This window comes from Stenotrophomonas sp. LC732, from assembly GCF_052446685.1.
GTDB lineage: Bacteria > Pseudomonadota > Gammaproteobacteria > Xanthomonadales > Xanthomonadaceae > Stenotrophomonas > Stenotrophomonas muris.
This window is the reverse complement of sequence record NZ_CP199214.1, coordinates 125,726-148,954: the sequence shown is the minus strand read 5'-3', so window position 1 is coordinate 148,954 and position 23,229 is coordinate 125,726. Positions and strand designations below refer to the sequence as shown.

At 67.4% G+C, this 23,229-nt stretch carries 25 protein-coding genes; 13 read left to right on the top strand and 12 right to left on the bottom strand.

Annotated features, from left to right (window positions below; translation table 11 throughout):
- Window positions 1–134: 134 nt before the first annotated feature.
- The 4 genes from ACT6SE_RS00790 to ACT6SE_RS00775 all read left to right on the top strand — a co-directional run bounded on the left by ACT6SE_RS00790 (window position 135) and on the right by ACT6SE_RS00775 (window position 3,492).
- Window positions 135–983: a MurR/RpiR family transcriptional regulator gene (locus tag ACT6SE_RS00790; protein WP_014645714.1), complete on the top strand. Its 849-nt coding sequence runs from the start codon at window positions 135–137 to the stop codon at window positions 981–983.
- Window positions 984–998: 15 nt separating this feature from the next.
- Window positions 999–1,760 carry a L,D-transpeptidase family protein gene (locus ACT6SE_RS00785; protein ID WP_046428238.1) on the top strand — a complete coding sequence of 254 codons (762 nt, stop codon included), beginning with the start codon at window positions 999–1,001 and terminating at the stop codon, window positions 1,758–1,760.
- A complete protein-coding gene (locus tag ACT6SE_RS00780; protein ID WP_014645712.1) occupies window positions 1,757–3,058 on the top strand; it encodes an APC family permease in 1,302 nt (433 codons plus the stop codon). The genes ACT6SE_RS00785 and ACT6SE_RS00780 overlap by 4 nt, the downstream gene beginning before the upstream one ends.
- 110 nt (window positions 3,059–3,168) lie before the next feature.
- A complete protein-coding gene (locus ACT6SE_RS00775; protein WP_444811080.1) occupies window positions 3,169–3,492 on the top strand; it encodes a hypothetical protein in 324 nt (107 codons plus the stop codon).
- Window positions 3,493–3,599: 107 nt separating this feature from the next.
- Here ACT6SE_RS00775 and yiaA read toward each other — a convergent pair whose 3' ends face one another.
- Window positions 3,600–4,052, bottom strand: coding sequence for an inner membrane protein YiaA (gene yiaA, locus ACT6SE_RS00770; protein ID WP_014645710.1), 453 nt, complete (start codon window positions 4,050–4,052; stop codon window positions 3,600–3,602).
- Between the two features lie 168 nt (window positions 4,053–4,220).
- Between yiaA and ACT6SE_RS00765 the strand changes: the two genes are divergently transcribed.
- Window positions 4,221–5,387, top strand: coding sequence for a PQQ-dependent sugar dehydrogenase (locus tag ACT6SE_RS00765; RefSeq protein WP_046428232.1), 1,167 nt, complete (start codon window positions 4,221–4,223; stop codon window positions 5,385–5,387).
- Between the two features lie 110 nt (window positions 5,388–5,497).
- On the opposite strand, the gene ACT6SE_RS00760 is transcribed toward ACT6SE_RS00765, so the two are convergent.
- From ACT6SE_RS00760 to folB, 4 genes are all read right to left on the bottom strand, one after another.
- Window positions 5,498–6,049 (bottom strand): hypothetical protein, encoded by a 552-nt coding sequence (locus tag ACT6SE_RS00760; protein WP_032957781.1) that lies wholly within the window; start codon window positions 6,047–6,049, stop codon window positions 5,498–5,500.
- 130 nt (window positions 6,050–6,179) lie between these two features.
- On the bottom strand, window positions 6,180–8,354 hold the full coding sequence (locus tag ACT6SE_RS00755; protein WP_014645707.1) for a glycoside hydrolase family 3 N-terminal domain-containing protein: 2,175 nt from the start codon (window positions 8,352–8,354) through the stop codon (window positions 6,180–6,182).
- Between the two features lie 128 nt (window positions 8,355–8,482).
- The gene (locus ACT6SE_RS00750) at window positions 8,483–9,754 is read right to left on the bottom strand and encodes a mechanosensitive ion channel family protein (RefSeq protein ID WP_046428231.1); all 1,272 of its coding nucleotides are present in this window, start codon (window positions 9,752–9,754) and stop codon (window positions 8,483–8,485) included.
- Window positions 9,755–9,845: 91 nt separating this feature from the next.
- The gene (gene folB / locus ACT6SE_RS00745) at window positions 9,846–10,199 is read right to left on the bottom strand and encodes a dihydroneopterin aldolase (protein ID WP_005407807.1); all 354 of its coding nucleotides are present in this window, start codon (window positions 10,197–10,199) and stop codon (window positions 9,846–9,848) included.
- 357 nt (window positions 10,200–10,556) lie between these two features.
- On the opposite strand from folB, the gene ACT6SE_RS00740 reads away from it, so the two are divergent.
- Window positions 10,557–11,222 (top strand): hypothetical protein, encoded by a 666-nt coding sequence (locus ACT6SE_RS00740; protein WP_041863013.1) that lies wholly within the window; start codon window positions 10,557–10,559, stop codon window positions 11,220–11,222.
- A 33-nt stretch (window positions 11,223–11,255) separates the two neighbouring features.
- On the opposite strand, the gene tsaD is transcribed toward ACT6SE_RS00740, so the two are convergent.
- A complete protein-coding gene (gene tsaD, locus ACT6SE_RS00735; protein ID WP_041863011.1) occupies window positions 11,256–12,281 on the bottom strand; it encodes a tRNA (adenosine(37)-N6)-threonylcarbamoyltransferase complex transferase subunit TsaD in 1,026 nt (341 codons plus the stop codon).
- Between the two features lie 166 nt (window positions 12,282–12,447).
- Between tsaD and rpsU the strand changes: the two genes are divergently transcribed.
- The 6 genes from rpsU (at window position 12,448) to ACT6SE_RS00705 (ending at window position 17,595) form a co-directional block, all read left to right on the top strand.
- Entirely contained in the window at window positions 12,448–12,663 is a 216-nt protein-coding gene (gene rpsU, locus ACT6SE_RS00730; protein WP_002808376.1) for a 30S ribosomal protein S21, read from the top strand.
- Between the two features lie 133 nt (window positions 12,664–12,796).
- Window positions 12,797–13,240: a GatB/YqeY domain-containing protein gene (locus tag ACT6SE_RS00725; protein WP_014645703.1), complete on the top strand. Its 444-nt coding sequence runs from the start codon at window positions 12,797–12,799 to the stop codon at window positions 13,238–13,240.
- Window positions 13,241–13,345: 105 nt separating this feature from the next.
- Window positions 13,346–14,266, top strand: coding sequence for a YihY/virulence factor BrkB family protein (locus ACT6SE_RS00720; protein WP_032957774.1), 921 nt, complete (start codon window positions 13,346–13,348; stop codon window positions 14,264–14,266).
- A 61-nt stretch (window positions 14,267–14,327) separates the two neighbouring features.
- A complete protein-coding gene (gene dnaG / locus ACT6SE_RS00715; protein ID WP_032957772.1) occupies window positions 14,328–16,067 on the top strand; it encodes a DNA primase in 1,740 nt (579 codons plus the stop codon).
- A 27-nt stretch (window positions 16,068–16,094) separates the two neighbouring features.
- On the top strand, window positions 16,095–16,595 hold the full coding sequence (locus tag ACT6SE_RS00710) for a fused DSP-PTPase phosphatase/NAD kinase-like protein (RefSeq protein WP_046428217.1): 501 nt from the start codon (window positions 16,095–16,097) through the stop codon (window positions 16,593–16,595).
- 28 nt (window positions 16,596–16,623) lie between these two features.
- Window positions 16,624–17,595 carry a bile acid:sodium symporter family protein gene (locus tag ACT6SE_RS00705; RefSeq protein WP_032957769.1) on the top strand — a complete coding sequence of 324 codons (972 nt, stop codon included), beginning with the start codon at window positions 16,624–16,626 and terminating at the stop codon, window positions 17,593–17,595.
- A gap of 58 nt (window positions 17,596–17,653) precedes the next feature.
- Here the strand turns inward: ACT6SE_RS00705 and ACT6SE_RS00700 are convergent, their stop codons facing one another.
- The 5 genes from ACT6SE_RS00700 to ACT6SE_RS00680 form a co-directional block, all read right to left on the bottom strand.
- On the bottom strand, window positions 17,654–18,463 hold the full coding sequence (locus ACT6SE_RS00700; RefSeq protein WP_014645698.1) for a hypothetical protein: 810 nt from the start codon (window positions 18,461–18,463) through the stop codon (window positions 17,654–17,656).
- 136 nt (window positions 18,464–18,599) lie between these two features.
- Window positions 18,600–19,493 carry a heme o synthase gene (gene cyoE / locus ACT6SE_RS00695; protein WP_046428214.1) on the bottom strand — a complete coding sequence of 298 codons (894 nt, stop codon included), beginning with the start codon at window positions 19,491–19,493 and terminating at the stop codon, window positions 18,600–18,602.
- Between the two features lie 4 nt (window positions 19,494–19,497).
- Window positions 19,498–20,661, bottom strand: a complete 1,164-nt coding sequence (locus ACT6SE_RS00690; RefSeq protein WP_041863006.1) for a COX15/CtaA family protein — start codon at window positions 20,659–20,661, stop codon at window positions 19,498–19,500.
- A gap of 10 nt (window positions 20,662–20,671) precedes the next feature.
- Window positions 20,672–21,241 carry a hypothetical protein gene (locus tag ACT6SE_RS00685; protein ID WP_046428212.1) on the bottom strand — a complete coding sequence of 190 codons (570 nt, stop codon included), beginning with the start codon at window positions 21,239–21,241 and terminating at the stop codon, window positions 20,672–20,674.
- Window positions 21,242–21,336: 95 nt separating this feature from the next.
- Window positions 21,337–22,053 (bottom strand): SURF1 family protein, encoded by a 717-nt coding sequence (locus ACT6SE_RS00680; protein WP_046428210.1) that lies wholly within the window; start codon window positions 22,051–22,053, stop codon window positions 21,337–21,339.
- 57 nt (window positions 22,054–22,110) lie between these two features.
- On the opposite strand from ACT6SE_RS00680, the gene ACT6SE_RS00675 reads away from it, so the two are divergent.
- Window positions 22,111–22,329 carry a twin transmembrane helix small protein gene (locus ACT6SE_RS00675; RefSeq protein WP_005412025.1) on the top strand — a complete coding sequence of 73 codons (219 nt, stop codon included), beginning with the start codon at window positions 22,111–22,113 and terminating at the stop codon, window positions 22,327–22,329.
- A gap of 20 nt (window positions 22,330–22,349) precedes the next feature.
- On the opposite strand, the gene ACT6SE_RS00670 is transcribed toward ACT6SE_RS00675, so the two are convergent.
- Window positions 22,350–23,225, bottom strand: a complete 876-nt coding sequence (locus tag ACT6SE_RS00670) for a cytochrome c oxidase subunit 3 (protein ID WP_005407793.1) — start codon at window positions 23,223–23,225, stop codon at window positions 22,350–22,352.
- Between the last annotated feature and the right edge of the window lie 4 nt (window positions 23,226–23,229).

Sequence of the window (23,229 nt, the reverse complement as noted above, 5' to 3'; positions counted from 1 at the left end):
TTGAAGGCGGACTCAACGTCAAAGGCAACAACTGCACTCCGTAATCTCTTCGCGGCTGGAACCCATCCGACCCATTCCATGACACGCTCTAAGCTGCCAACCGCAACGCGCCTACACATGCCCGGACACCCCGCATGCCGCCCCTGCTGAAGATCCGCACCGAGCGTGGGCAGATGTCGGCCATCGAGCGCCGCATCGCCGACTTCATCCTCGACAACGCCCACCTGCTGCGCGACTACTCCTCCCAGCAGCTGGCCAGCGCGCTCGGCATCAGCCAGTCCAGCGTGGTGAAGTTCAGCCAGAAGCTTGGCTTCAAGGGCTACCCGGATCTGAAGTACTCCATCGGCCAGGACGTGGCCCGCGCCGGTGCCGATCCGCAGCAGGCGCCCGACGAACCCGACAGCGGCGATGACTACCAGCGCCTGGGCGAGGCCCTGCGCCGCAGCAAGGCCCAGGCCGAGGAGGAAACACGCCAGGCCAATCCACGCGGGGAGATCGAGCGCATCGTGCAGCTGCTCGACGGCGCACCAAAGCTGTTCGTCTACGGCCTGGGTGACGACGGCCTGTTCGCCCGCGAGTTCGCCATGCGGCTGTCGCTGCTCGGACTGCTGGTGGTGCCGCATACCGATCCGATCCTGATGCTGGCCAACCTCTCGGCCGCACGCCCCGGCGATGCGCTGCTGATGTTCTCCGAGTTCGGCAACCTGCCCCAGCTTTCACAGTTGTCGCGGCAGTTCCAGGACATGGGTGGCAAGGTGATTTCCATCACCCGCCACACCGCCAACCCGCTGCGCGCGCATGCGGATGCGGCACTGGCGGTCTGCGCGCACGACCGCACGCCACAGGTCGCGCAGCTGCTGTACCGTAGCGCCATGCACGCCCTGCTCGATTTCCTGTTCGTGCTGCTCTGCCACACCAATCCGGATCGCCAGCAGCAGCTTGCGGTGAACCTGGAGCGGATCGACCACCTGCTGGATTCCTGATCGGAGCACCTGTTGATGAGATCGCTGGTCCGCCTCGCTACCGCTGCACTGCTGCTTGCTACGGCGGTGTCCGTTCACGCGGCGCCGCTGGATGGCGCGCGCCAGCTGATCGTGGTCACCAGCGAAGGCTGGGACAGCACCCAGGGGCAACTGCAGGCCTACGTGCGCGACGGCCAGGGCTGGCACCCGCATGGCCAGGCGTTCCCGGTGGCGCTTGGCCGCACCGGCAGCGCCTGGGGCCTGGGCCTGCATCCGGCGCAGGCCGATGGCCCGCAGAAGCAGGAAGGCGATGGCCGCAGCCCGGCCGGCATATTCGCGCTCGGCAGTGCGTTCGGCTATGCCGTCACCCGCCGCGGCACTGCCATGCCCTACCAGCCGATGCTGGACAGCAGCTACTGCATGGACGTGCCCGGTTCGCCGTTCTACAACCGCATCGTCGATGAAAAGAAGGTCGGCAATGCAGCGGTCAAGGGCTCCACCGAGCCGATGCGGCTGGACCTGCACAACAAGGGCGACGTGCGCTACCGGGAAGGCTTCGTCATCGCCCACAACCCGGACAACCAGCCCGGCAAGGGCAGCTGCATCTTCGCCCATCTGTGGCGCCAGCCCGGCGAGGCCACCGCCGGCTGTACGGCCATGCCGCAGGAACGCATGCAGGCACTGCTGGACTGGCTGCGGCCGCAGGACGCGCCGCGTTTCGTGCTCCTGCCGCGCGCGGAGTACAAGCGCCTGCAGGCGCAGTGGCAACTGCCCGCGCTGGCCGGAGACGTCCGTTGAGCACGCAGGACGAACCGCAGCTGCAACGCGCGGTCAGCCGCTGGCAGATCGTCGGCCTGTCGATCAACGATGTGATCGGCAGCGGCATCTACCTGCTGCCGGCCGCCACCGTCGCCCTGCTCGGCCCCTTCAGCCTGTGGGGCGTGGTCGCCGCTGGCATCGTCGTCGCGCTGCTGGTGCTGTGTTACGCGCAGGCCGCCAGCTACTTCGATGAACCCGGCGGCAGCTACCTGTATGCACGCGAGGCGTTCGGGCGCTTCGCCGGTTTCGAGATCGGCTGGATGATCTGGCTGACCCGCATCAGCTCGGCCGCTGCGCTCAGCAACGCGCTGGCCGACGCGGTTGCGCGTTTCTGGCCGTGGGCCGATGCCGGCCTGGGCCGCATCGCGGTGATCGTGGTATCGCTGGGCTTCCTCACCGGCATCAACATCATCGGCGTGCGCTCGGCCGCGCGCACCGGCGTGGTACTGGTGATCGGCAAGATGCTGCCGCTGCTGCTGTTCGTGGCCATCGGTGCGTTCCACATCGACCCACAGCTGGCCTTCTCCGGCCAACGCCCGGACCCGCATGACCTGCAGCGCATGGGCGAAGCCGCCTTGCTGCTGCTTTACGCCTACGCGGGCTTCGAGAACATCCCGGCCGCCGCCGGCGAGTACCGCAATCCGCGCCGCGATATTCCGTTCGCCCTGATCACCATGATCATCACCGTCACCGTCATCTACGGCGCGGTGCAGGTGGTGGCGCAGGGAACGCTGGCCGGCCTGTCCAGTTCGGCCACCCCGCTGGCCGATGCCGCCGCCGGTTTCGGTGGCGAAGCACTGGCGCTGATCCTGACCGTCGGTGCCACCATCTCCATCCTCGGTACCAACAGCAACACGATGATGATGGGCCCACGCTTCCTGTTCGCACTGGCCCGCGATGGCTACGGCCCGAAGATCCTGGCCCAGGTGCATCCACGCTTCCACACCCCGGCCGCGTCGATCCTCTGCCAGGGCCTGATCGCGCTCGGCCTGGCCCTGTCCGGTTCGTTCGTGCAGCTGGCCCTGCTGTCGATGACGACGCGCCTGTTCGCCTACATCGGCACTGCCGCAGCAGTCCTGGTACTGGCCAAGCGCTACGCCGACCGCCCGGGCGCCTTGAAGCTGCCCGGCGGGCCGTTGATTCCGGTGCTGGCGCTGCTGCTGTGCCTGGCGCTGTTCGCCAGTGCCAGCTGGCAGAACATCGCTGCTGCGCTGGTGGCGTTCGCCATCGGCGCGGTGATCTACACGCTGCCGCGAAAAGATACCGATGCCGGATGACCGATAGCGCCGGGCCATGCCCGGCGGATTGATCTGGTGATCACGCTGCCGGACCGGGCCGTTAACCGCCACACAGGCACGATCGGGCTACGTCCACAACGGAGCCTTCCATGACCGAGTACCAGATCCCCGGCCGCGTACCGGACGACAGCACGCCGCGCGACGCGATCAGCAACTACTGGCGCGAACGCTACACGGCCGAGCCGTACTACGACGACCAGCTGTTCTTGGAGGACTACGAGCCGGCCTATCGCATCGGCCACGCCGCGCGTGCACAGGACATGATCCGCGCCTATGAACAGGTCGAGGCCGAGCTCGAATCACGCTGGGCCAACGAACGCGGCCGCAGCCGCCTGGACTGGGCGCAGGCACGCAATGCGGTGCGTCGTGGCTGGGAGGAGGCACAGCTGGCGGATCCGCGGCTGGCACGATAGCGCCAGGCTTCTGTAGAGCCGAGCCTACGCTCGGCTCTCGCACCTCGGCTGTAACGTCGAGCCACGCTCGACTGAGCCGAGCATGGCCCGGCTCTACATCGGATCGATCACTCCTGTTCCGGCAGCGGCGGCACGATCGCGCTGCGCTTGCTCTCGCCCCCACCGGCGGCGATCAGGTCGCGGGTGTTCTTCTGCACCGCCACCGCGCCGAACAGCGACAGCGCATACGCCATGCCATAGAAGCCCTTCTCACTCGGCGCCAGCGTGGCATTCCACAGGCCGACCAGCAGCAGCATCAGCGCCGACAGCAGCGCGAACCAGCACAGCGCATAGTACAGGCCACTCACCGGAATGCCTTCGACGCGGTCGCGCACGCTCTTCTGCAGCGACACCGCCGCGAACAGGCCGAACAGCAGCAGGGTCAGGTAGTAGCCCTTCTCGTTGAGCGCCATCGTGGCGTTGAACAGGCCGATCAGGTACGCCGCCGCCCCCAGCAGCAGGGCCACCCAGGAGGCGGCGATGAAGGCGGTGGACGGCTTGTGGGGCATGGCAGTGTTCATTGCAGGTCCTTGGCAGGCAGGCGGGCACGCTTTGCCCGGGCGTGCCCACCCTAGACGATCCCGCCGCGCTCGCACAGGGGGCGCAGGACCTTCGGGCCACGACGCTCACGGTGCCGGTGGTATACAAGGGACAGCCCGGCCATCCGCATCCCCGCACTGGAGATACCCATGACCCGCACGCCCCTGCTGCTCGCCCTCGGCCTTGTGCCGATCCTTGCCACCTCCGCCTGCAATGCCGCCGATCCGGCCGCCAACGGTGCGCAGACCGCCACGGCGGCCTCTGCCGCCACCGACCAGCGCCCGTTCACCGCCACCGAAGTCAGCCGCTTCGACCAGCCCTGGGCGATGACCTTCCTGCCCGACGGCAGCCTGCTGGTCACCGAAAAGCGCGGCAAGCTCCAGCACCTGGACCCGGCCAGCGGCCAGAAGCACGAGATCACCGGCGTTCCGAAGGTCGCCTATGCTGGCCAGGGTGGTTTCGGCGACATCATCCTGCACCCGGATTTCGCCCGGAATCATGTCGTTTACGTCAGCTATGCCGAGGAAGGCACGCTGGATACCCGCGGTGCCGCCGTAGCCCGGGCCACGCTGGCACTGGATGCCAACGGCGGTGGCCAGCTGAAGGACCTGAAGGTGATCTGGCGGCAGAACCCCAAGGTCAGCGGTGAGGGTCACTACGGGCATCGCCTCGCCTTCGGCCCGGACGGCAAGCTGTGGATCAGCTCCAGCGAGCGCCAGAAGTTCGATCCGGCCCAGGACATGGGCAGCAACCTCGGCAAGATCATCCGCCTCAACGACGATGGCAGCCTGCCCGCCGACAATCCGTTCGCGTCGCAGGGCGGGGTGGCCGCACAGGTCTGGTCGCTGGGCCACCGCAACATCCTCGGCATGGCCTTCGATGCCAACGGCAAGCTGTGGGCGCACGAGATGGGCCCGGCCGGCGGCGACGAGCTGAACCTGATCGTGCGTGGCGCCAACTACGGCTACCCGATCGTTTCCAACGGTGACCATTACGACGGCCGGCCGATTCCCGACCACGATACGCGCCCGGAATTCGCCGCGCCGAAGGTGACCTGGACGCCGGTGATCTCGCCGGCCGGCTTCGTGATCTACAGCGGCAGCCTGTTCCCGCAGTGGAAGGGCAGCGGCTTCATCGGTGGCCTGTCGTCCACCTCGCTGGTGCGCGTGGCCTTCGATGGCGACAGCGCGCGCGAAGCCGAGCGCTTCAACATGGGCGAGCGCATCCGCGAAGTGGAACAGGGCCCGGACGGCGCGCTGTGGCTGCTGGAAGACGGCAGCAAGGCGCGCCTGCTGAAGCTCACGCCGAAGACCTGAGGTAGTGCCGGCCGCTGGCCGGCACCCTGGATCCTTCCGGCATCCTGCGGTTGCCGGCCAGCGGCCGGCACTACCCTTGCCAAACGGCCCCGCACGCGGGGCGTCTGCATTCATTGGATGGTGATGACCTTCACCTCGGTCTTCGTGCAGGCCTGGTCCAGGCACTGGCCGCTCAACCACACCTGGCCGCTGCCGATCATCACGCCCTGCTGGTTGACGAACACCTTGCCGAAGTCCTGCTCGGACACCGCCTTGACCACCTCCGGCGTGATGATCTTCTCGTAGTTGCGCTGGAACTCTCCGGGGCCGGAGATCTTCTTTCCGCCGCTGATGTTCAAGGGGAATCGCACTTCCTCGACCACCGCAGCGCGATCACCGCCGACCACGGCGGCCTTGAACGCATTGAAGACCTTTTCGAACTGCGCGGCATCGCCGAGCAGCGACTCGATGCGCGCACGCGCATCCTCGGCGGCCGCCTCGGCTGCCGGTGCGGCAGGTGCAGCGGCGGCTTCGGCAGCCGGCGCCGCCGGTTCAGCCGCAGGCGTCGAAGCAGCACTGGCCTCCATCGGCGGCGGCGCATCCGCTGCAGGCTCGGCCGGCGGCGCCGGCTGCGAACAGGCCGCCAGCAGCAGGGCGGGAATCAGGTAGGCCATCCGGCGCATGCGCGCACTCCATTGGAACAGGAGGCCCGATGGTAGCGCCGCCACAGTGAGGACCACAAAAAAAGGGGACGGAGGGGATTAAGTCGTTTTGGCACAAACGACTTAATCCCCTCCGTCCCCTTTTTTTCGATCAGGCCTTCAGCAGCTCGAACTGCACCGCTTCGCCGGCGGCCGACGAGGCACAGACCCACAGGTCGAACTGGCCCGGCTCGGCACGCAGCACGCCGTCGCGGCCGGTGAAGGCCAGTTGCTCGCGGGTCAAGGTGAACACCACTTCGGCTGACTCGCCCGGCTGCAGCGCCACCTTGCGGAAGTCCTTCAGTTCACGCACCGGACGCACGCGGCTGGCCACGCGATCATGGATGTACAGCTGCACCACTTCCTCGCCCGCCACGCGGCCGGTGTTGGTCAGCACGGTGGTGATGGTCAGGGTGTCGTCCCAGCCGAGCTGTGCCGTGCTCAGCTGCGGCACGCCGTAGGCGAAGGTGGTGTAGCCGATGCCATGGCCGAACGGGTACAGCGGTTCATTGGGAATCTCGCGCCAGCGCGCCTTGAACTCCGACATGGTCGGCAGTTCCGGACGGCCGGTGCGCGGGTGGTTGTAGAAGTACGGCTGCTGGCCGGACACCTGCGGGAAGCTGACCGGCAGGCGGCCGGACGGGCTGTAGTCGCCGAACAGTACATCGGCCACGGCATGGCCGGTCTGCGTGCCCAGGTACCAGGTCACCGCCACGGCCTGCGCATTGCGCACTGCGCCCTGCAATGCCAGCGCGCGGCCATTGCGCAGCAGCACCACCAGCGGCTTGCCGGTCATCGCCACGGCCTCGGCCAGCGCCTGCTGTGCCGGCGGCAGAGTGATCTCCACGCGCGACTGTGCTTCGCCGCTGTAGCGCTGCGGTTCGCCCAGCGCCAGCACCACCACGTCGGCACGCAGTGCGGCAGCCACAGCGGCTTCCGTGCCGCCCGGAATCGCGGCTTCCAGTTCGCAGCCCGGCACGATTTCCAGCAGCGCTTCGTCGCCGATGGCGGCACGCACGCCGGTTTCCAGGTCCACGTAACGCTGCTTGTCGCCGAACAGCGTCCAGCAGCCTTCGATGTTCTCGCGGTCCTGCACGAACGGGCCGATCAGCGCGATCTTCTGCCCGGTCTTCTGCAGCGGCAGCACGTTGTCACGGTTGTTCAGCAGCACGATCGAACGCCGCGCGGCATCGCGCGACAGTTCGTCATGCGCGGCAATGTGCGAGGTATCCGCTTCGCGCGCCGGGTCCAGCGAACGGTACGGGTCGTCGAACAGGCCGATGGTCTCCTTCAGCCACAGGATGCGGCGCACGCCCTCATCCAGCACCGCCATCGGCACCTCGCCGCTCTCGACCAGGCCGGGCAGGTGCTCGGCATAGAAGCCGCTCTGCATGCTCAGGTCCAGGCCGGCGGTGAACGCCTTGGCCGTGGCATCGCGGTCATCGGCGGCGTAGCCGTGCGCGACCAGCTCCATGTCGGCGGTGTAGTCGGAGATCACCACGCCCGGGAACTTCCATTCGCCGCGCAGGATGTCGGTCAGCAGTTCGGCATTGGCACTGGCCGGCACGCCATTGATGTCATTGAACGAGGACATCACGGTGATCGCGCCGGCCTCGAAGGCGGCCTTGAACGGCGGCAGGTGCACGTCGCGCAGGGTCTGCGGCGAGATGTCCACCATGTTGTATTCCATGCCGGCCATCACCGCGCCGTAGGCGGCGAAGTGCTTGGGCGTGGCCAGCAGCGAATCGGCCGCACGCAGGTCGCTGCCCTGGAAGCCACGCACGCGGGCGGCGGCGAACGCACAGCCCAGCACCACATCCTCGCCGGCACCTTCGGCGCCACGGCCCCAGCGCTGGTCGCGGGCGATGTCCACGGCCGGCGCATAGGTCCAGTGCAGGCCCGCGGCGGTGGCTTCGATCGCAGTGGCGCGCGCGGTGCGCTCGGCCAGGTCCGGCTCGAAGCTGGCGGCCTCGCCCAGCGGAATCGGGAACACGGTGCGCATGCCGTGGATGACGTCGGCCGCCAGGATCACCGGGATGCCCAGGCGGCTCTCCTCGGTGGCGACCTGCTGGATGCGGCGGCCCAGTTCGGCGCCCACACCATTGAACAGCGAGCCGACCTTGCCCTCGCGCACCTGCTGCAGCACCTGGTCGGCATTGCGCACGTTGGCTTCCGGGTTCACGTCCGGGGCGAACGGGCGGACCATGTCCGCGAAGACACCCAGCTGGCCGACCTTTTCCTCGACGGTCATCTGGGCAATGAGGGATTCGATGCGATCGGAGGCCACCGGCAGTCCTTGATGAAAACGTTTACAAGCCCGGCATTCTAGCGATCCCGAGCCGTTTGGCGAGAGGTTTCTTCATTCAGTTTCAGCCACCAGCGGGGTCCGTATGGCCCCGCCGGGGGCACCGCAGCTTACTCCGAGCCGGCCAACTGGCGCTGCCCGGCCATCAACATGGCGTCACTGGAGGCCTGGAATACCCGCAGGCCGAAGGCCGGCAGGATCGCCAGCAGGTGGTCGAAGATGTCCGACTGCACCGCCTCATACTCGGCCCAGGCAGTGCTGCGGGTGAAGCAGTAGAGCTCCAGCGGCAGGCCCTCGGTGGTCGGCTGCAGCTGCCGTACCAGCAGGGTCATGTCGGTATGGATACCCGGATGGCTGCGCAGGTAGCGCTCCACATAGGCCCGGAACGTACCCAGGTTGGTCACGCGGCGGCTGTTGACCTCGGCCACGCCCTGCTCGCGCAGGCGCCCGTTCCACTGCCCCAGTTCCTGTTCCTTGTCGCGCAGGTAGTCGCGCAGCAGCGCGAACTCGCCGAGGAAGGCCAGGTCACCCTCGTCCAGGAAGCCGACGCTGTGCTGGTCCAGGTACAGCGCGCGCTTGATCCGGCGCCCGCCGGCCTCCTGCATGCCGCGCCAGTTCTTGAACGACTCGGTCACCAGCTTCTTGGTGGGGATGGTGGTGATGGTCTTGTCGAAGTTCTGCACGGTGATGGTGTGCAGCGCGATGTCGATGACGTCGCCGTCGGCGTTCTGGCTGGGCATCTCGATCCAGTCGCCGATGCGCACGCGGCCATCGCCACTGATCTGCACGCTGGCCACCAGCGACAGGATGGTGTCCTGGAAGATCAGCATCAGCACCGCCGTGGCCGCGCCCAGGCCGGTGACCAGATAGCGCAGGTCGACGCCCGCCAGCGTAGCGACGATCGACAGGCCGGCGATCACGAAGAGGACGATCTTGGCGACCTGCAGGTAGCCCTTGATCGGCTTGTTGCGTGCCTCGGGGCGGCGCTCGTACAGATCGTTGGCCGCATCCAGCGCATGCGAGATGGCCAGCACCACGGTCAGGATCGCCCACGCCTGGCAGGCGCCGATGATGAAGCTGACCAGGCCCGGCGGCAGGTCCGGCACGATGCGGATGCCCGAGGCGATCACCTGGCTGGGCACCACGTTCGACAGGCGCGAGATCACCCGCATCAGGTGGCTGCCGCGGCCGGTATCAGCGCCCGGAAGGCGGCTCAGCAGCCGCCGCAGCCCGCGCAGCAGGATGCGCTTGGTCACCCAGTTGGCCAGGCCAGCGGCGATCAGCAGCGCCGAGATCATCAACGCCAGGTAGGCGCCGGGATAGGGTTCCAGTGTGTTCTGCAGCCGTTCCAGCCACTGTACCGCCACCACCGCGTCCACCATCAGTTGTCTCCTGTCTGTTTCGTTGTTGCCAAGGTTGCCAGCCAGCGGCCGGCACTACCGGGGTTGTCGGCCAGCGGCCGGCACGACCGGGTCAGTCCCGCGTGCGTTCGATGATCACGCCCACCGCGCGCGCGCCGCGCACTGCGCCCGGCTTGCTCAGCTTCAGGCGCAGCCACTTCACGTCGAATTCGTCCAGCACGATCTGCGCGCAGCGCTCGGCCAGGGTCTCGACCAGGCCGAACTCCGACTCGCGCACGAACTGTTCCAGGCGCTTGCTCACCGCCTTGTAGTTCAGGGTGTGGGCGATGTCATCGGTGGCAGCGGGGCGACGGTTGTCGAAACCCATTTCCAGGTCGAACACCAGGTCCTGGCGGATCCGTCGTTCCCAATCGTAGATACCGATCAGGGCGTCGATCGTCAGCCCCTCGATGAAAACCTTGTCCATTGCGCTTACCGGCACGAATACAGGCGGCCATGGTAACGGCACGGCGGTGAGCCTGCCCGGAACGGGCGGTGGGCCACCAGCGTGGGGCGGCCCGGAAAAAACAAAGGGCCCTGCTAGCGGGGCCCTTTGGTACTACCGTTTGTCCCCGGGGGGAGCTGAAATCCAGCCGCGAGTCCCGGTGGCGCAGGCACGCAGATTAGGCAAGGACCAGATCGCCGGTCAAGGCCAAATCCGACAGGACAGGTCAGGTATTCGTCCGAGGCAAAACGCAGAAAATCAGCCGCGCGGACAAGGACGTTCCCTGATGGTCGCCGCCGCCCACTCTCGCGAACATCGATTCCTCCTTCACCACCGCACATGACGATGGCTCCATACGATGTACTGCGGCGCGCGTTGTCAGCGGAGCGTCTGTCTACTTACGAGAGAATCGCATCGAGCTGCAGCCCCGACGTCACAGCCGAATCCCTGTACCTGTGGAACATGCGGATGTGCAGTGCACTGATGATGCCGGTCCATCTGTGCGAAGTGGTCACCCGCAACGCCGCTGCAGCTGTGCTCGCCAGGCAGCATGGCCCGCGTTGGCCCTGGAATGGTGCCTTCCGACGGAGGCTGCCAACCTCATCCAGTACTTCTCCGCGCACGGTACTGGAACAACTTGCCAGCCGCGTAACCGATACACCCGGGATCGTCGCCAACCTGCCGATGGTGTTCTGGCAGCAGCTCTTCACCTGTCGCTTCGACTCCACGCTTTGGATACCCGCACTCAGCAGGGTTCTGCAGCATGCTCCCTCTGCTCATCCCAGTGCCGTCAGGAAAGCCATCCATGCGGATATCGGACGCATCCGCCACCTGCGCAACCGCATCGCCCACCACGAGCCGGTCCTGGAACGTGACATCGGCGCCGACCTGGCCGCGATCGGGCGGCTGATCCATGCCCGCTGCCCACACACGCTGGGCTGGCTGCAGCGCCATGAGCGGGCGACAACCGTGCTGGCGGCGTCGCCGTTGGCAGTGCATCGGTAATGCGTCCGCCGGCCGTCGCCCGACGCTACCGGTTCACACCGCCGGCAGGGTCGCCATGTCCCAGCGCGGGGTCACATCCACTTTCGGCGGGCTGTACTGGCCGGCCTGCAGGCGCAGCGCGCCGGCGAAGGCGATCATCGCCCCGTTGTCGGTGCACAGTGCCGGCCGCGGGAAGCAGGCACGGCCGCCGAGGCGCTCGGCCATCTGCTGCAGGCGGGCGCGCAGGCGCGTGTTGGCGCCGACGCCGCCGGCCACCACGATCACGTTGGTGCCGGCCGCTTCCAGTGCGCGCTCGCACTTGATCGACAGGGTCTCGACCACCGCGTCCTCAAAGCCCCGGGCGATGTCGGCGCGGGTCTGCTCGCTCTGGTCACTGTCGCGCCAGGCCATCAGGACCTGGGTCTTCAGGCCGGAGAAGCTGAAATCCAGCCCCGGGCGGTCGGTCATCGGCCGCGCGAAGCGGTACGCGCCCGGCGTGCCCTGCTCGGCCAGCCTGGCCAGCTGCGGGCCGCCCGGGTACGGCAGGCCCATCAGCTTGGCGGTCTTGTCGAAGGCCTCGCCGGCCGCGTCGTCCAGGGTCTCGCCCAGCAGGCGGTACTGGCCGATGGCGTCCACCGCCACCAGCTGGGTGTGGCCACCGGACACCAGCAGCGCCACGAACGGCGCTTCCGGCGGGTCGTCTTCCATCAGCGGGGCCAGCAGGTGGCCTTCCATATGGTGTACGCCCACGGCCGGCACCTCCAGCGCCCAGGCCAGCGAACGCGCCACGCCAGCGCCCACCAGCAGCGCGCCGACCAGGCCGGGACCGGCGGTGTAGGCCACGCCATCGATATCGCCCACGCCCAGGCCGGCGTCGGCCAGGGTCTGGCGTACCAGTGGCAGCAGCTTGCGGACATGGTCGCGGCTGGCCAGCTCGGGCACCACACCACCGTATTCGGCGTGCAGGGCGATCTGGCTGTAGACCGCATGGGCGCGCAGGGCCGCGCTGCCGGCCAGGTCGGTGTCATACACCGCCACGCCGGTCTCATCACAGGAAGATTCGATGCCAAGGACTCGCATGCCTGCTATTATGACGCCCCTGCCGCCCCCTCGGGGGACGTGCAGATCTCACTGCTTTCGAACCCCCGGCCCGTATTCAGGGTTGGCCGCTTGCAGTTTGTCGTTTCGCCGCTATAATGTGCGGCTCGCCGGGCGTGACCCGGTTCTACTGTGTCCCGGAGATTCCATGCCCAGCGTCAAAGTCCGCGAGAACGAGCCCTTCGAGTTTGCTCTTCGCCGCTTCAAGCGCACTTGCGAAAAGGCCGGTGTGCTGGCCGAAACCCGCAAGCGCGAGTTCTACGAAAAGCCGACCCAGGAGCGCAAGCGCAAGGCCGCCGCTGCTGTGAAGCGTCAGCTGCGCCGCTCGTCGCGCGACGTCACCAAGCGTCAGCGCCTGTACTGATCGGACGCATCTTCATTGCGGCGGGCCTGCCTGTCGCGATGGAGCCGAAGCCGGCACGCGCGAGCGTCGCCGGCTTTTTGCGTTTCCGGGTTCGGGCATCCGCCCCGCCCCACCTACCACCACGAGGTTCCTCATGAGCATGAAGCAGCAGCTCACCGAAGACATGAAGGCCGCCATGAAGGCGGGCGAGAAGCACAAGCTGGGCGTGATCCGCCTGATCAACGCTGCCATCAAGCAGCGCGAAGTGGACGAGCGCATCGAGCTGGACGACACCGCCGTGATCGCCGTGCTCGACAAGATGGTCAAGCAGCGCAAGGACTCGGTCAGCCAGTACGAAGCCGCCAACCGCGAAGACCTGGCCGAGATCGAGCGCGCCGAGATCGTGGTCATCGAAGCCTACCTGCCGGCCAAGATGGGCGAGGCCGAGATTGTGGCCGCCATCCAGGCCGCCATCGCCGAGACCGGTGCCGCCGGCCCGGCCGACATGGGCAAGCTGATGGGCGCGCTGAAGCCCAAGCTCGCCGGCCAGGCCGACATGGGCCTGGTCTCCAAGCTGGTCAAGCAGCTGCTGGCGTAATCCAGCACCTGGGGTCGGATCCCTTCCGCAGCGCGGAAGGGCTCTGACCCCATTGATGCACCCGCTTCACCGCACCTTCGTCGGTCGCCTGCTACAACCGCACACATGGTTGAACCCGAGCCCAACGTTCCCGTGTCCCTGCACAAGTACCTCAAGCGCCTGCAGGACAGCTTTCCGATGGCGGTGGCCAAGCGCTTCATCGACGTCGACGTGCTGACCCAGGCAGCTTCCGTCTCCTTCTACGCCCTGCTGTCGATGGCACCGTTGCTGGTGCTGCTGCTGTGGCTGACCGCCTCGCTGTACCCACCGGCCCAGCAGGCGCTGATCGACCAGATCAGCTCGGTGGCCGGCAGCAGCGCGGCTACCGTGGCCGAAACCGTTCTGAAGAACGCCGACAACCAGCCGGATGTCGGCTCGCTGGCGGGTGTGTGGAGCACGCTGCTGCTGTTCGTCGGCGCCACCGCCGTGTTCGCCCAACTGCAGAACGCACTGAACCTGATCTTCCGCACCAGCGGCGAGCGCCTGGAAGGCCTCAAGGCCTGGCTGCGCAAGCGCGTGTTCTCGTTCGGCGTGGTGCTGGCCCTGGGCTTCCTGCTGATCCTGTCGATGACGGCCACCACGGTACTGCAGGTGGCCTTCGCCCAGCTGCCCTCGATCCTGCCCGCGCTGGGGTACGTCACGAGCCTGCTGCTTTACGCAGTCGGCTTCGCCTTCATGTACCACTACCTGCCCGACCGCCGCGTGGCCTGGCGGCAGGCCTTCATCGGCGGCGTCATCACCTCGGCACTGTTCGCACTGGGCCGCTACGGCATCGGCGTCTACATCGCCACCGTGGCCCCCGGCAGTGCCTACGGCTCGATGGGTGCGCTGGTGATCTCGCTGGTCTGGATCTACTACGCCACCGTCGTGTTCTTCGTTGGCGCATTGATGACGGCGGTGATCGATGAGCGCCTGCGCGCGCGTCATCACCTGGCCGCAGCCGGCATTGATCCGGCAACCGCCAGCCAGGTGCCCGACAGGGGGTAAACTAGGCCGACCGCCCCCGGTTCCGTCGCGTGGTCCTGCACCGCGCCCTGCCCTGTTGCCCATGGCCCGTATCCCCGACGCTTTCATCGACGACCTGCTCGCCCGCACCGACATCGTCGAGGTGGTGGGCAGCCGCGTGCCGTTGAAGCGCCAGGGCAAGGAGTACGCCGCCCGCTGCCCGTTCCATGACGAGCGATCGGCGTCGTTCACGGTCTCGCCCACCAAGCAGTTCTATCACTGCTTCGGCTGTGGCGCGCACGGCACCGCGATCAGCTTCCTGATGAACTACGACCGCCTCGAGTTCCTCGACGCGGTGGATGAACTGGCCAAGCGCGCCGGCATGGAAGTGCCGCGCAACGAGAATCCGCGCAGCCCGCAGCAGCAGGACGACAGCCGCGAGCTGTACTCGGCGCTGGACGCGGCGACCAAGTTCTTCCAGAAGAACCTGGAGGGCAGCGAGAAGGCCCGCAGCTACCTGGATGGGCGTGGCGTGGACGAAGAGAACCGCGCACGCTTCCAGATCGGTTACGCACCGGATGGCTACAGCGGCCTGCGCGACGCGCTGGGCAAGGACGAGCGGCGCATGAAGCTGCTCGACCGCGCCGGCCTGTTCTCGAAGAACGACCGCGGCCACGTCTACGACAAGTTCCGCGACCGGGTGATGTTCCCGATCTTCGACCGCCGTGGCCGGGTGATCGCCTTCGGCGGCCGCGTGTTCGAGAAGGACGACGGCCCCAAGTACCTCAACTCGCCCGAGACCGCGCTGTTCCACAAGGGCCGCGAACTGTACGGCCTGTGGCAGGTGCGCCAGGCCAACCAGAAGATCGAGCGGCTGATCGTGGTCGAGGGCTACATGGACGTGGTCTCGCTGTTCCAGTTCGGCGTCACCCAGGCGGTGGCAACGCTGGGTACCGCGACCACGCCGGACCATGCCGAGCTGCTGTTCCGCAACGCACCGGACGTGTTCTTCTGCTTCGACGGCGACGCCGCCGGCCGCCGCGCCGGCTGGAAGGCGCTGGAATCGGTGCTGCCGCGCATGAAGGATGGCCGCCAGGCCTTCTTCCTGTTCCTGCCCGATGGCGAAGACCCGGACACCATCGTGCGCAAGGAAGGCGCCGAAGCGTTCAACGAGCGCCTGAAGCAGGCCACGCCGCTGTCGCAGTTCTTCTTCGACGAACTGACCCGCGAGATCAACCTGGGCACGCTCGATGGCAAGGCACGCCTGGCCGAACGCGCCAAGCCGATGCTGGCGCAGATTCCCGACGGCGCCTTTGGCGACCTGATGAAGCAGCAGCTGGCGCAGCTGACCGGCCTGGGCGGTACTGCCCAGGCCACGCGCGCGCCGATGCCGCAACGCCAGCCGCAGCGGACGATCCAGCCCGTGGCCAAGCGCAGCCTGGTGCGCGGCGCGATCGCCGTACTGCTGCAGCAGCCGTCGCTGGCGCTGACGCTGGGCGGCAAGCACCACTTCCAGGGCCTGCGCCTGCCCGGCGTGGAACTGCTGCTGGAGCTGCTGGGGCTGGTCGAACAGCGCCCGGACATCAGTACCGGCGCCCTGCTGGAACACTTCGACGGGCGCGAGGAACAGGCCTCGCTGCATACCCTGGCCGCACAGACGCTGCCCGGCACCGAGGCCAGCTGGACCCAGGAACTGCACGACGCAGTGGCACAGCTGGAGAAACAGCTGCTGGTGCAACGTCTGGAGGAGTTGTTGGCAAAGCAGCGCCAGCAGGGCCTGGACGATACTGACAAGTACGAACTGCGCGAGCTGCTGAAGGCGCGCGCCGGACTGCGCCTGTAGCGGCAGAACGTTTTCACGGAGAAGACCATGCTGCTGCGCCTGACCTGCCTGCTGTTGTTGTCGCTCTGCCTGTCACTGACGGCCCTGGCCGAAGACGCGCCCCTCAACGAAGTCCGCCCCGGCCTGTATGCCGGCGGCCAGCCCAGCGCCGCACAGCTGCAGGCCTTGGCTGCACAGGGCGTGCGCACCGTGATCGACCTGCGCCAGCCCAGCGAGGACCGGGGCTTCGATGAAACCCGCCTCGCCGAATCATTGGGCCTGCGCTACGTGCGCATTCCGGTGGCCGGCGCCGATGGCCTGGATACGGCCAACGTGCGCGCCGTGCACCTGGCCCTGCAGCAGAGCCAGGGGCCGGTGCTGCTGCACTGTGCGTCCGGCAACCGCGCCGGCGCCGTGCTCGGCCTGGTCAATGCACGGTACGAACATGCCAGCCCCGAACAGGCCCTTCAGCTGGGCCAGCGTGCTGGCCTGAAGTCGCTGGAAGCCGCCACCCGCCAACGCCTGGCAACGCCGGTCACCTCGCCCTGAACCCTCCGCACCAAGGACCCTGCCCACCATGACCCGCTGGTGGTCGCGCCTGCGACCGGACAACTTCACCCTCGCCCTGCTGTGCACCGTCGGCCTGGCCTCGCTGCTGCCGATGAAGGGCGCCGCCGCCATCGTCCTCGACGATGTCACCACCGTCGCCATCGCTGCACTGTTCTTCCTGCATGGCGCGCGCCTGCCGCGCGAGTCGATCATCGGCGGCATGCTGCACTGGCGGCTGCACCTGACCATCCTGGCCTGCACCTTCATCCTGTTCCCGCTGCTGGGGCTGATGTTCAAGCCACTGTCGGGCTGGCTGCTGACCCCGGAGCTGTACCTCGGCGTGCTGTTCCTGTGCACCCTGCCCTCCACCGTGCAGTCGTCCATCGCGTTCACTTCGATGGCGCATGGCAACGTGCCCGCAGCGGTGTGCAGCGCCTCGCTGTCGAGCATCCTCGGCGTGTTCCTGACCCCGCTGCTGCTGACCGCGCTGGCCGGCACCTCGGGCGGCATCCATGATCCGCTGCATGCGATCGGCGGCATCATGCTGCAGCTGCTGGTGCCGTTCGTGGCCGGCCACCTGCTGCGGCCGTGGATTGCCGGCTGGGTGGAACGACAGCGCGCGCTGCTGCGCTACACCGACCAGGCCACCATCCTGCTGGTGGTGTACTCGGCGTTCGGCGAAGCGGTGACCGAAGGCCTGTGGAGCAAGACCCCGCTGCTGTCGCTGCTGGCTGTGGCCATCGTGGCCGCTGTGCTGCTGGGCATCGCCATGCCGCTGATCACCTTCATCGCCCGTCGCCTGCGCTTCAACCGCGAGGACGAGATCGCCATCGTGTTCTGCGGCTCGAAGAAGAGCCTGGCCACCGGCGTGCCGATCGCCAAGGTGCTGTTCGCCGGCGGCAGCCTGGGCGCCATCGTGCTGCCGGTGATGATCTACCACCAGATCCAGCTGATCGTCTGCGGTGTGATCGCGCAGCGGTATGCGCGGCGCAAGCCCTGACCCGGAAATCCATCCACGCGTGGCGTGGATCTACAGCAGATCCACGCCATGCGTGGATTCACGGCTCCACCAGCGTGCCCACGCTCAGCTGCGGCATCCACACCCACAGGTCGTACTCGCGGCCGGCGTGGGTGTTGACCTCCGGCGCACGCGCGGGCCGTTCGAGCAGCGCCAGCGCCTTGCAGCGGTCCATGCATCCCCAGAAGTGGCCGCGCAACGCTTCCAGCCGCACGCTGTAGATATCCAGGTCGCGCAGTACCGATGCCATCGGCTGGGTCTGCATTTCCGGCGGAGCATCGGCGGGGCGCTGCAGCATGGCGTGGACATTGCCGGTCAGCACAACCATCCGTGCACCATCGGGCAGGCGCTGGTACAGGCGCCGTAGTTCGGCGGCCATGCGGTCATCGCGGGCCTGGCTACCGCCGTTACTGTGATTGACGTCGTAGCCAACCACCTCGATCGCGCGGCCCTGCGCCTTCAGCGCGCGCAGGCCTTCGATCATCGCCAGCATGTCGCGGCTGCGGCGACCATCGTGCTGGTCGTCGCGTACGGTCCAGAACGCGCGGCCGTGCAGGTGCTGGCGCGCCGCGGCCCCGCCATCGGATTCCAGATAGTCGCGCAGCACAGGGTTCTCGGCGCGTGGCAGTTCCAGCGCCAGCAGGACCGGCGCGCCATTGCGGCTGTAGTCGTCCACCAGCTGCCGCACCAGCAGTGGCGTCTCGCGTGTGCCGTGGAATTCGCCCAGCACCAGCATGCGATGGCCAGCGGCGTATTGGCGGATCTGCGCGGTAGTGTCGTCGGCATGCGCGGTCACGGCCATGCCCAGCGCCAGCATCAGCGCGGTGGTCCAACGGAAGAACGAATGCATCCCTGCTGCTTCCTTTCCCTGGGGTCAGGAACAGCAATGGCGACGCCGAGACGGCGGTTCAAGGTGATCCACGTCATGCGAGGATGTCCGCGCGATCAGGTGGGGTCAGAGCCCCTTCGGGGATCCGACCCCGAGGTCACAACCAGGGCAGGATCCAGTGGTCCACCAGCAGGAAGGCAAACAGCGCCATCAGGTAGACGATGGAGTAATAGAACATCTTCATCGAGAACAGCTCGTCCGGCGGGTCGAGCATGCGCCAGGCGTACCAGAGGAACACGGCGTTGAGCACGATCGCGCCGCCCAGGTAGAACGCACCACTCATGCCCACCAGGTACGGCAGCAGGCAGACCAGCGCCAGCACCACCGAATACACCATGATCTGCTTGCGGGTGTGCGCCACGCCGTGGGTCACCGGCAGCATCGGGATCTCCGCCTTGGCGTAATCCTCGCGGCGGAAGATCGCCAGCGCCCAGAAGTGCGGCGGGGTCCAGATGAAGATGATCAGCACCAGCAGCGACGAGTACGCCCAGTCCGACGAACCCTGCATGCCGGTCACTGCGGCCCAGCCCAGCATCGGCGGCATCGCGCCGGCCAGGCCACCGATGACGATGTTCTGCGAGGTCGCACGCTTGAGGTACACGGTGTAGATCACCGCGTAGCCGATCAGCGAGGCGAAGGTCAGCACTGCGGTGATCAGGTTCACCCACAGCACCAGGAGGGTCATCGACAGCACGATCAGCACGCCGGCGAACACCAGCACCTGCCACGGCTTGACCTTGCCCACCACCAGCGGGCGCCACGAGGTGCGCGCCATCTGCGCATCGATGTGCGCGTCCAGCAGCTGGTTGATGGCGGCCGCGGCCGAGGCCGCCAGCCAGATGCCGAGGAAGCCGAGCAGGCCGGCGCGCACCTGCTCCCAGCTCGGCACGCCGGGGATGGCCAGGACCATGCCGACCAGGGCGGTGAAGACGATCAGGGCGACGACCTTGGGCTTGGTCAGGTCCCAGTACTGGCGGTAATTGGAAAACATGGAATCAGTCCGGGGCACGCAGGCGGGCCAGCAGGCTGACCAGTACGAACAACAGGGCAACGGCCACGCCGTTGTGGGCCACGGCCACTTCCAGCGGCAGCGCCAGCTTCACGTTGAGGATGCCGAGCGTGACCTGCAGCACCAGCAGCGCGATCAGCGCGCTGGCCCAGCCACGCATGCTCGGCAACCGGAACAGGCGCACGCCAAGCCACAGCAGGTAGACGGCCACCACCACCGCGAACAGGCGGTGCGCCATCTGGATGGCGATGCGCGAAGCGCCATCCAGCACACCGCCTTCGTAATCCACGCCGATGCCGCGCCACAGGGTGAAGCCTTCGACGAAGTTGTGCTGCGGCCACCACTGGTTGGCGCAGCGCGGGAAGTTGTCCAGCGAGGCGCTGCCACCGCCGCAGGCGAGTGCGGCGTAGTTGGCGCTGACCCAACCACCCAGCGCGATCTGGGTAACCAGCACCGCCACGCCGATGCGCATCAGCCACTTCAGCTTCGGCGCTTCAGCCAGGGTGATCGGCATGTGCGTCGCGCGCCAGGCCATCCACACCAGCAGGCCGAACATCAGCATGCCGCCCAGCAGATGGCCCATCACCACGATGGGTTTGAGCAGCAGGGTCACCGTCCACATGCCCAGCAGGGCCTGGAAGATCACCACCGCCAAGGTCAGCAGCGCCGCACGTGCGAGATCGATGTTGCTCCAGCGCAGCGCGGCGATCAGCAGGATCGCCTCGCCGGTCAAGGCCAGGGCACTGGCGGTGCCGTGCCAGCCCATCATGTACAGCGGTATGCCGGCGGCCACCAGCACGCAGGCGGTCACCACCGCCGTGCTTCCGAATCGTCGCTTGCGCGTGGCCAGCAGCGCCAGGGTCAGGATCTCGATGCCCAGCGCGCCGGCCAGGAAGCGATGCACCTGTTCTCGCCAGGCCTTGTGGGTCTCCAGCGGGCGGATCTCCGCCGCCGGGTGGCCGATGGTCTCTTCCACGTGCTGCGGCCAAGTGGCCTGGCCATAGCAGGTCGGCCAGTCCGGGCAGCTCAGGCCGGCATCGGACAGGCGCACGAAGGCGCCGAACATGATCGTGCTCGCGGTCATGATCATGGCGAACCACGCCAGGCGGTGGAAATTGCGGTGCAGCGCCGGACGCGCGGAAAGGCTCATCAAACGGGACTCACTTCAGTTTCAGCAACGTGGCCATGTCCTTGCGCAGGCCACCGAGGTCGGAACCCGGGGCATGGCGCATGATCACGAAGCCGTTCGGATCGATCACGTAGACCGGCAGTCCCGCCGGATCGTCGACGCCCGGCAACGCCGCGCGCAGGGCTGGCGACGGAGCCAGCGGCCGCAGCGCGGGCAGCGAGGCGATCGACGCCGGTGGCGTACCCAGCCACAGGATCTCGACATTATCGGCGTTATGGCCGAACAGCTGCCACACCTTGCCCAGTCCCTGCGACAAAGTGACGCACTGCGCGTCGCAGGCACCGGCCGGCGCCACCAGCAGGCGCCAGGTACGGGCCTCGGGGTTCCAGGGGTAGGACTGGCCGCTGGCCAGGGTCGGCGCCTGCTGGCGCAGGTCCACCGGCGGCTTCAGCAGCTGGCCGGCATTGCGGTGCCCGGTCGGCTGCCAGCCGGAGAAGCGCAGCACGGCGGCCAGTGCCATCGCCCCGAAGAACACGGCAAACAGCAGCACCAGGGTCCGGCGGCCGGAACCGCGCGCCTGCGGGGACGTAGCAGTGTTCATGCGGGGCATTTTCTCATGGTTGGATAGGGGATGCCGGTAGTGCCGGCCGCTGGCCGGCATCCAGGATTGCGGGGGTTGCCGGCCAGCGGCCGGCACTACCGGGTAATCACGCGCCTCCGCCGCCGCTCCAGCACCACGGCCACCACCAGCACGGTCAGGGCCAGCCCTAACCACTGCACGGCATAGCCCAGGTGGCGCTGAGGCGGCAGCGTGTTCGGCAGCAGGTCCAGATCGCGCTCGTCGCCAAAGGGCAGCGCCGGGTCCAGCCTCAGCACGCGGTCGGGTAGCGCCTGCAGCCCCAGCGCGCGCGCCAGCCCGTCGTCCGGCAACCGGCTGGCCAGCCAGCGCCCGGCCTCACCGGTAGCAGAGAACGCCGGGCCCAGTAGCAGTCCCGCCGACGGTGGCGGCGCGAGCAGCCCGCGCACGGCCACCGGCGAAGGCGGCGACGGCACCTCCGGAAGCGTGCGATCTGGCGGCAGCGCACGCCAACCGAGGTCGACCAGCAGCACGCTGCCGTCGTCACTGCGGAAGGGGCGATAGATCTTCACGCCGGCGCGGCCATGCCGGATCTGGTTGTCCAGCAGCACCACGCCGGGCAGGAAGCGGCCATGGTCGGCCACGCCATGCAACGCGCCCGGTGCGGCCAGCGCCTGGGCCAGCGACAGCGTCTGAGCCACGGCTGGACCCTGTGCATCCAACATTGCCTGTTTGGCATGCATGCGCTGCAGCTGCCACAGCCCCAATGCGGTGAATCCGGCCATCGCCAGCACGGCCAGCAACCATCCGAACACGCGCGTGTGCTGGCGCATCATGACAAGTCCGCGCAAACGCGGTCAGATAGGCACATCCACCCTGCCCTCGAGCCGCGCATGAGTGATTCGCTGAAGACCCTGCTGGTAATCGCGTTTCTGATCGTCATCGTCTGGAATCTGGGCGCCGGCCTGTACTACCTGCTGGTCGACCGCGGCCAGACCAAGCGCACGGTCAATGCACTGACGCGCCGCATCGCGGTGTCGGTAGCGTTGATCCTGCTGGTGATCGTGAGCATCTACATGGGCTGGATCAAACCACACGGCATCGGCGGCTGAGACCACCGATGCGCGCCTGATCAAAGCACGTAGACGAACAGGAACAGCATCAGCCACACCACGTCGACGAAGTGCCAGTACCACGCGGCGGCTTCGAAACCGAAATGGTTGTCGCGGGTGAAGTGTCCCTTGGCCGAACGCAGCCACATCACGATCAGCATGATCGTGCCCAGCAGCACGTGCGCGCCGTGGAAGCCGGTCAGCATGAAGAACGTCGACCCGTAGATGCCGGAGCCGAGCGTCAGGTTCAGTTCCTTGTAGGCATGGATGTACTCCTCTGCCTGCAGGGTCAGGAAGCCCAGGCCGAGCACCACGGTCAGGCCCAGCCAGATCAGCAGCTGGCGGCGGTTGCCGGCCTTCAGTGCGTGGTGGGCGATGGTCAGGGTCACGCCGGAGGTCAACAGGATCAACGTATTGATCAGTGGCAGGCCCCAGGCCGGGATGGTCTGGAACGCGCCACCGATCGCCGCCGGGCCATTGGTCGGCCATCCGGCGGAATAGCCCTGCCAGAGCAGCTCGTTGGTCATGACCCCACGGCCTTCGCCACTGAGCCACGACAGGCCCAGGTTGCGGGTGTAGAACAGCGCGCCGAAGAACGCGCCGAAGAACATCACCTCGGAGAAGATGAACCAGATCATCCCCATCCGGAATGATCCGTCGACCTGGTGGTTGTAGTTGCCGGCCTGCGATTCGCGCACCACGTCGCTGAACCACCAGAACAGGGTCAGCACCAGCATCGCGATGCCGATGTAGAACGTCCAGCGTCCCCAGCTGGCATCGTTGAGCCAGCTGGCCACGCCCACCATGGTCACCATCATGGCGATGGAACCCACGAACGGCCATTTGCTCTGGGCCGGGACGAAGTACACGTTGGCGTCGGTCGGTGTCTGGGCCATGTCG

Bases quoted from the DNA above. Each gene is read 5' to 3' on its own strand.
- ACT6SE_RS00700 (WP_014645698.1), bottom strand. From the start codon at position 18,463: ATGCATTCGTTCTTCCGTTGGACCACCGCGCTGATGCTGGCGCTGGGC.
- ACT6SE_RS00775 (WP_444811080.1), top strand. From the start codon at position 3,169: ATGACCGAGTACCAGATCCCCGGCCGCGTACCGGACGACAGCACGCCG.
- ACT6SE_RS00690 (WP_041863006.1), bottom strand. From the start codon at position 20,661: ATGAGCCTTTCCGCGCGTCCGGCGCTGCACCGCAATTTCCACCGCCTG.
- yiaA (WP_014645710.1), bottom strand. From the start codon at position 4,052: ATGAACACTGCCATGCCCCACAAGCCGTCCACCGCCTTCATCGCCGCC.
- ACT6SE_RS00725 (WP_014645703.1), top strand. From the start codon at position 12,797: ATGAGCATGAAGCAGCAGCTCACCGAAGACATGAAGGCCGCCATGAAG.
- ACT6SE_RS00740 (WP_041863013.1), top strand. From the start codon at position 10,557: ATGACGATGGCTCCATACGATGTACTGCGGCGCGCGTTGTCAGCGGAG.
- ACT6SE_RS00785 (WP_046428238.1), top strand. From the start codon at position 999: ATGAGATCGCTGGTCCGCCTCGCTACCGCTGCACTGCTGCTTGCTACG.
- folB (WP_005407807.1), bottom strand. From the start codon at position 10,199: ATGGACAAGGTTTTCATCGAGGGGCTGACGATCGACGCCCTGATCGGT.
- ACT6SE_RS00675 (WP_005412025.1), top strand. From the start codon at position 22,111: ATGAGTGATTCGCTGAAGACCCTGCTGGTAATCGCGTTTCTGATCGTC.
- cyoE (WP_046428214.1), bottom strand. From the start codon at position 19,493: ATGTTTTCCAATTACCGCCAGTACTGGGACCTGACCAAGCCCAAGGTC.
- ACT6SE_RS00765 (WP_046428232.1), top strand. From the start codon at position 4,221: ATGACCCGCACGCCCCTGCTGCTCGCCCTCGGCCTTGTGCCGATCCTT.
- ACT6SE_RS00670 (WP_005407793.1), bottom strand. From the start codon at position 23,225: ATGGCCCAGACACCGACCGACGCCAACGTGTACTTCGTCCCGGCCCAG.
- ACT6SE_RS00760 (WP_032957781.1), bottom strand. From the start codon at position 6,049: ATGCGCCGGATGGCCTACCTGATTCCCGCCCTGCTGCTGGCGGCCTGT.
- ACT6SE_RS00720 (WP_032957774.1), top strand. From the start codon at position 13,346: ATGGTTGAACCCGAGCCCAACGTTCCCGTGTCCCTGCACAAGTACCTC.
- tsaD (WP_041863011.1), bottom strand. From the start codon at position 12,281: ATGCGAGTCCTTGGCATCGAATCTTCCTGTGATGAGACCGGCGTGGCG.
- ACT6SE_RS00685 (WP_046428212.1), bottom strand. From the start codon at position 21,241: ATGAACACTGCTACGTCCCCGCAGGCGCGCGGTTCCGGCCGCCGGACC.
- ACT6SE_RS00790 (WP_014645714.1), top strand. From the start codon at position 135: ATGCCGCCCCTGCTGAAGATCCGCACCGAGCGTGGGCAGATGTCGGCC.
- dnaG (WP_032957772.1), top strand. From the start codon at position 14,328: ATGGCCCGTATCCCCGACGCTTTCATCGACGACCTGCTCGCCCGCACC.
- ACT6SE_RS00750 (WP_046428231.1), bottom strand. From the start codon at position 9,754: ATGGTGGACGCGGTGGTGGCGGTACAGTGGCTGGAACGGCTGCAGAAC.
- ACT6SE_RS00705 (WP_032957769.1), top strand. From the start codon at position 16,624: ATGACCCGCTGGTGGTCGCGCCTGCGACCGGACAACTTCACCCTCGCC.
- ACT6SE_RS00710 (WP_046428217.1), top strand. From the start codon at position 16,095: ATGCTGCTGCGCCTGACCTGCCTGCTGTTGTTGTCGCTCTGCCTGTCA.
- ACT6SE_RS00680 (WP_046428210.1), bottom strand. From the start codon at position 22,053: ATGATGCGCCAGCACACGCGCGTGTTCGGATGGTTGCTGGCCGTGCTG.
- rpsU (WP_002808376.1), top strand. From the start codon at position 12,448: ATGCCCAGCGTCAAAGTCCGCGAGAACGAGCCCTTCGAGTTTGCTCTT.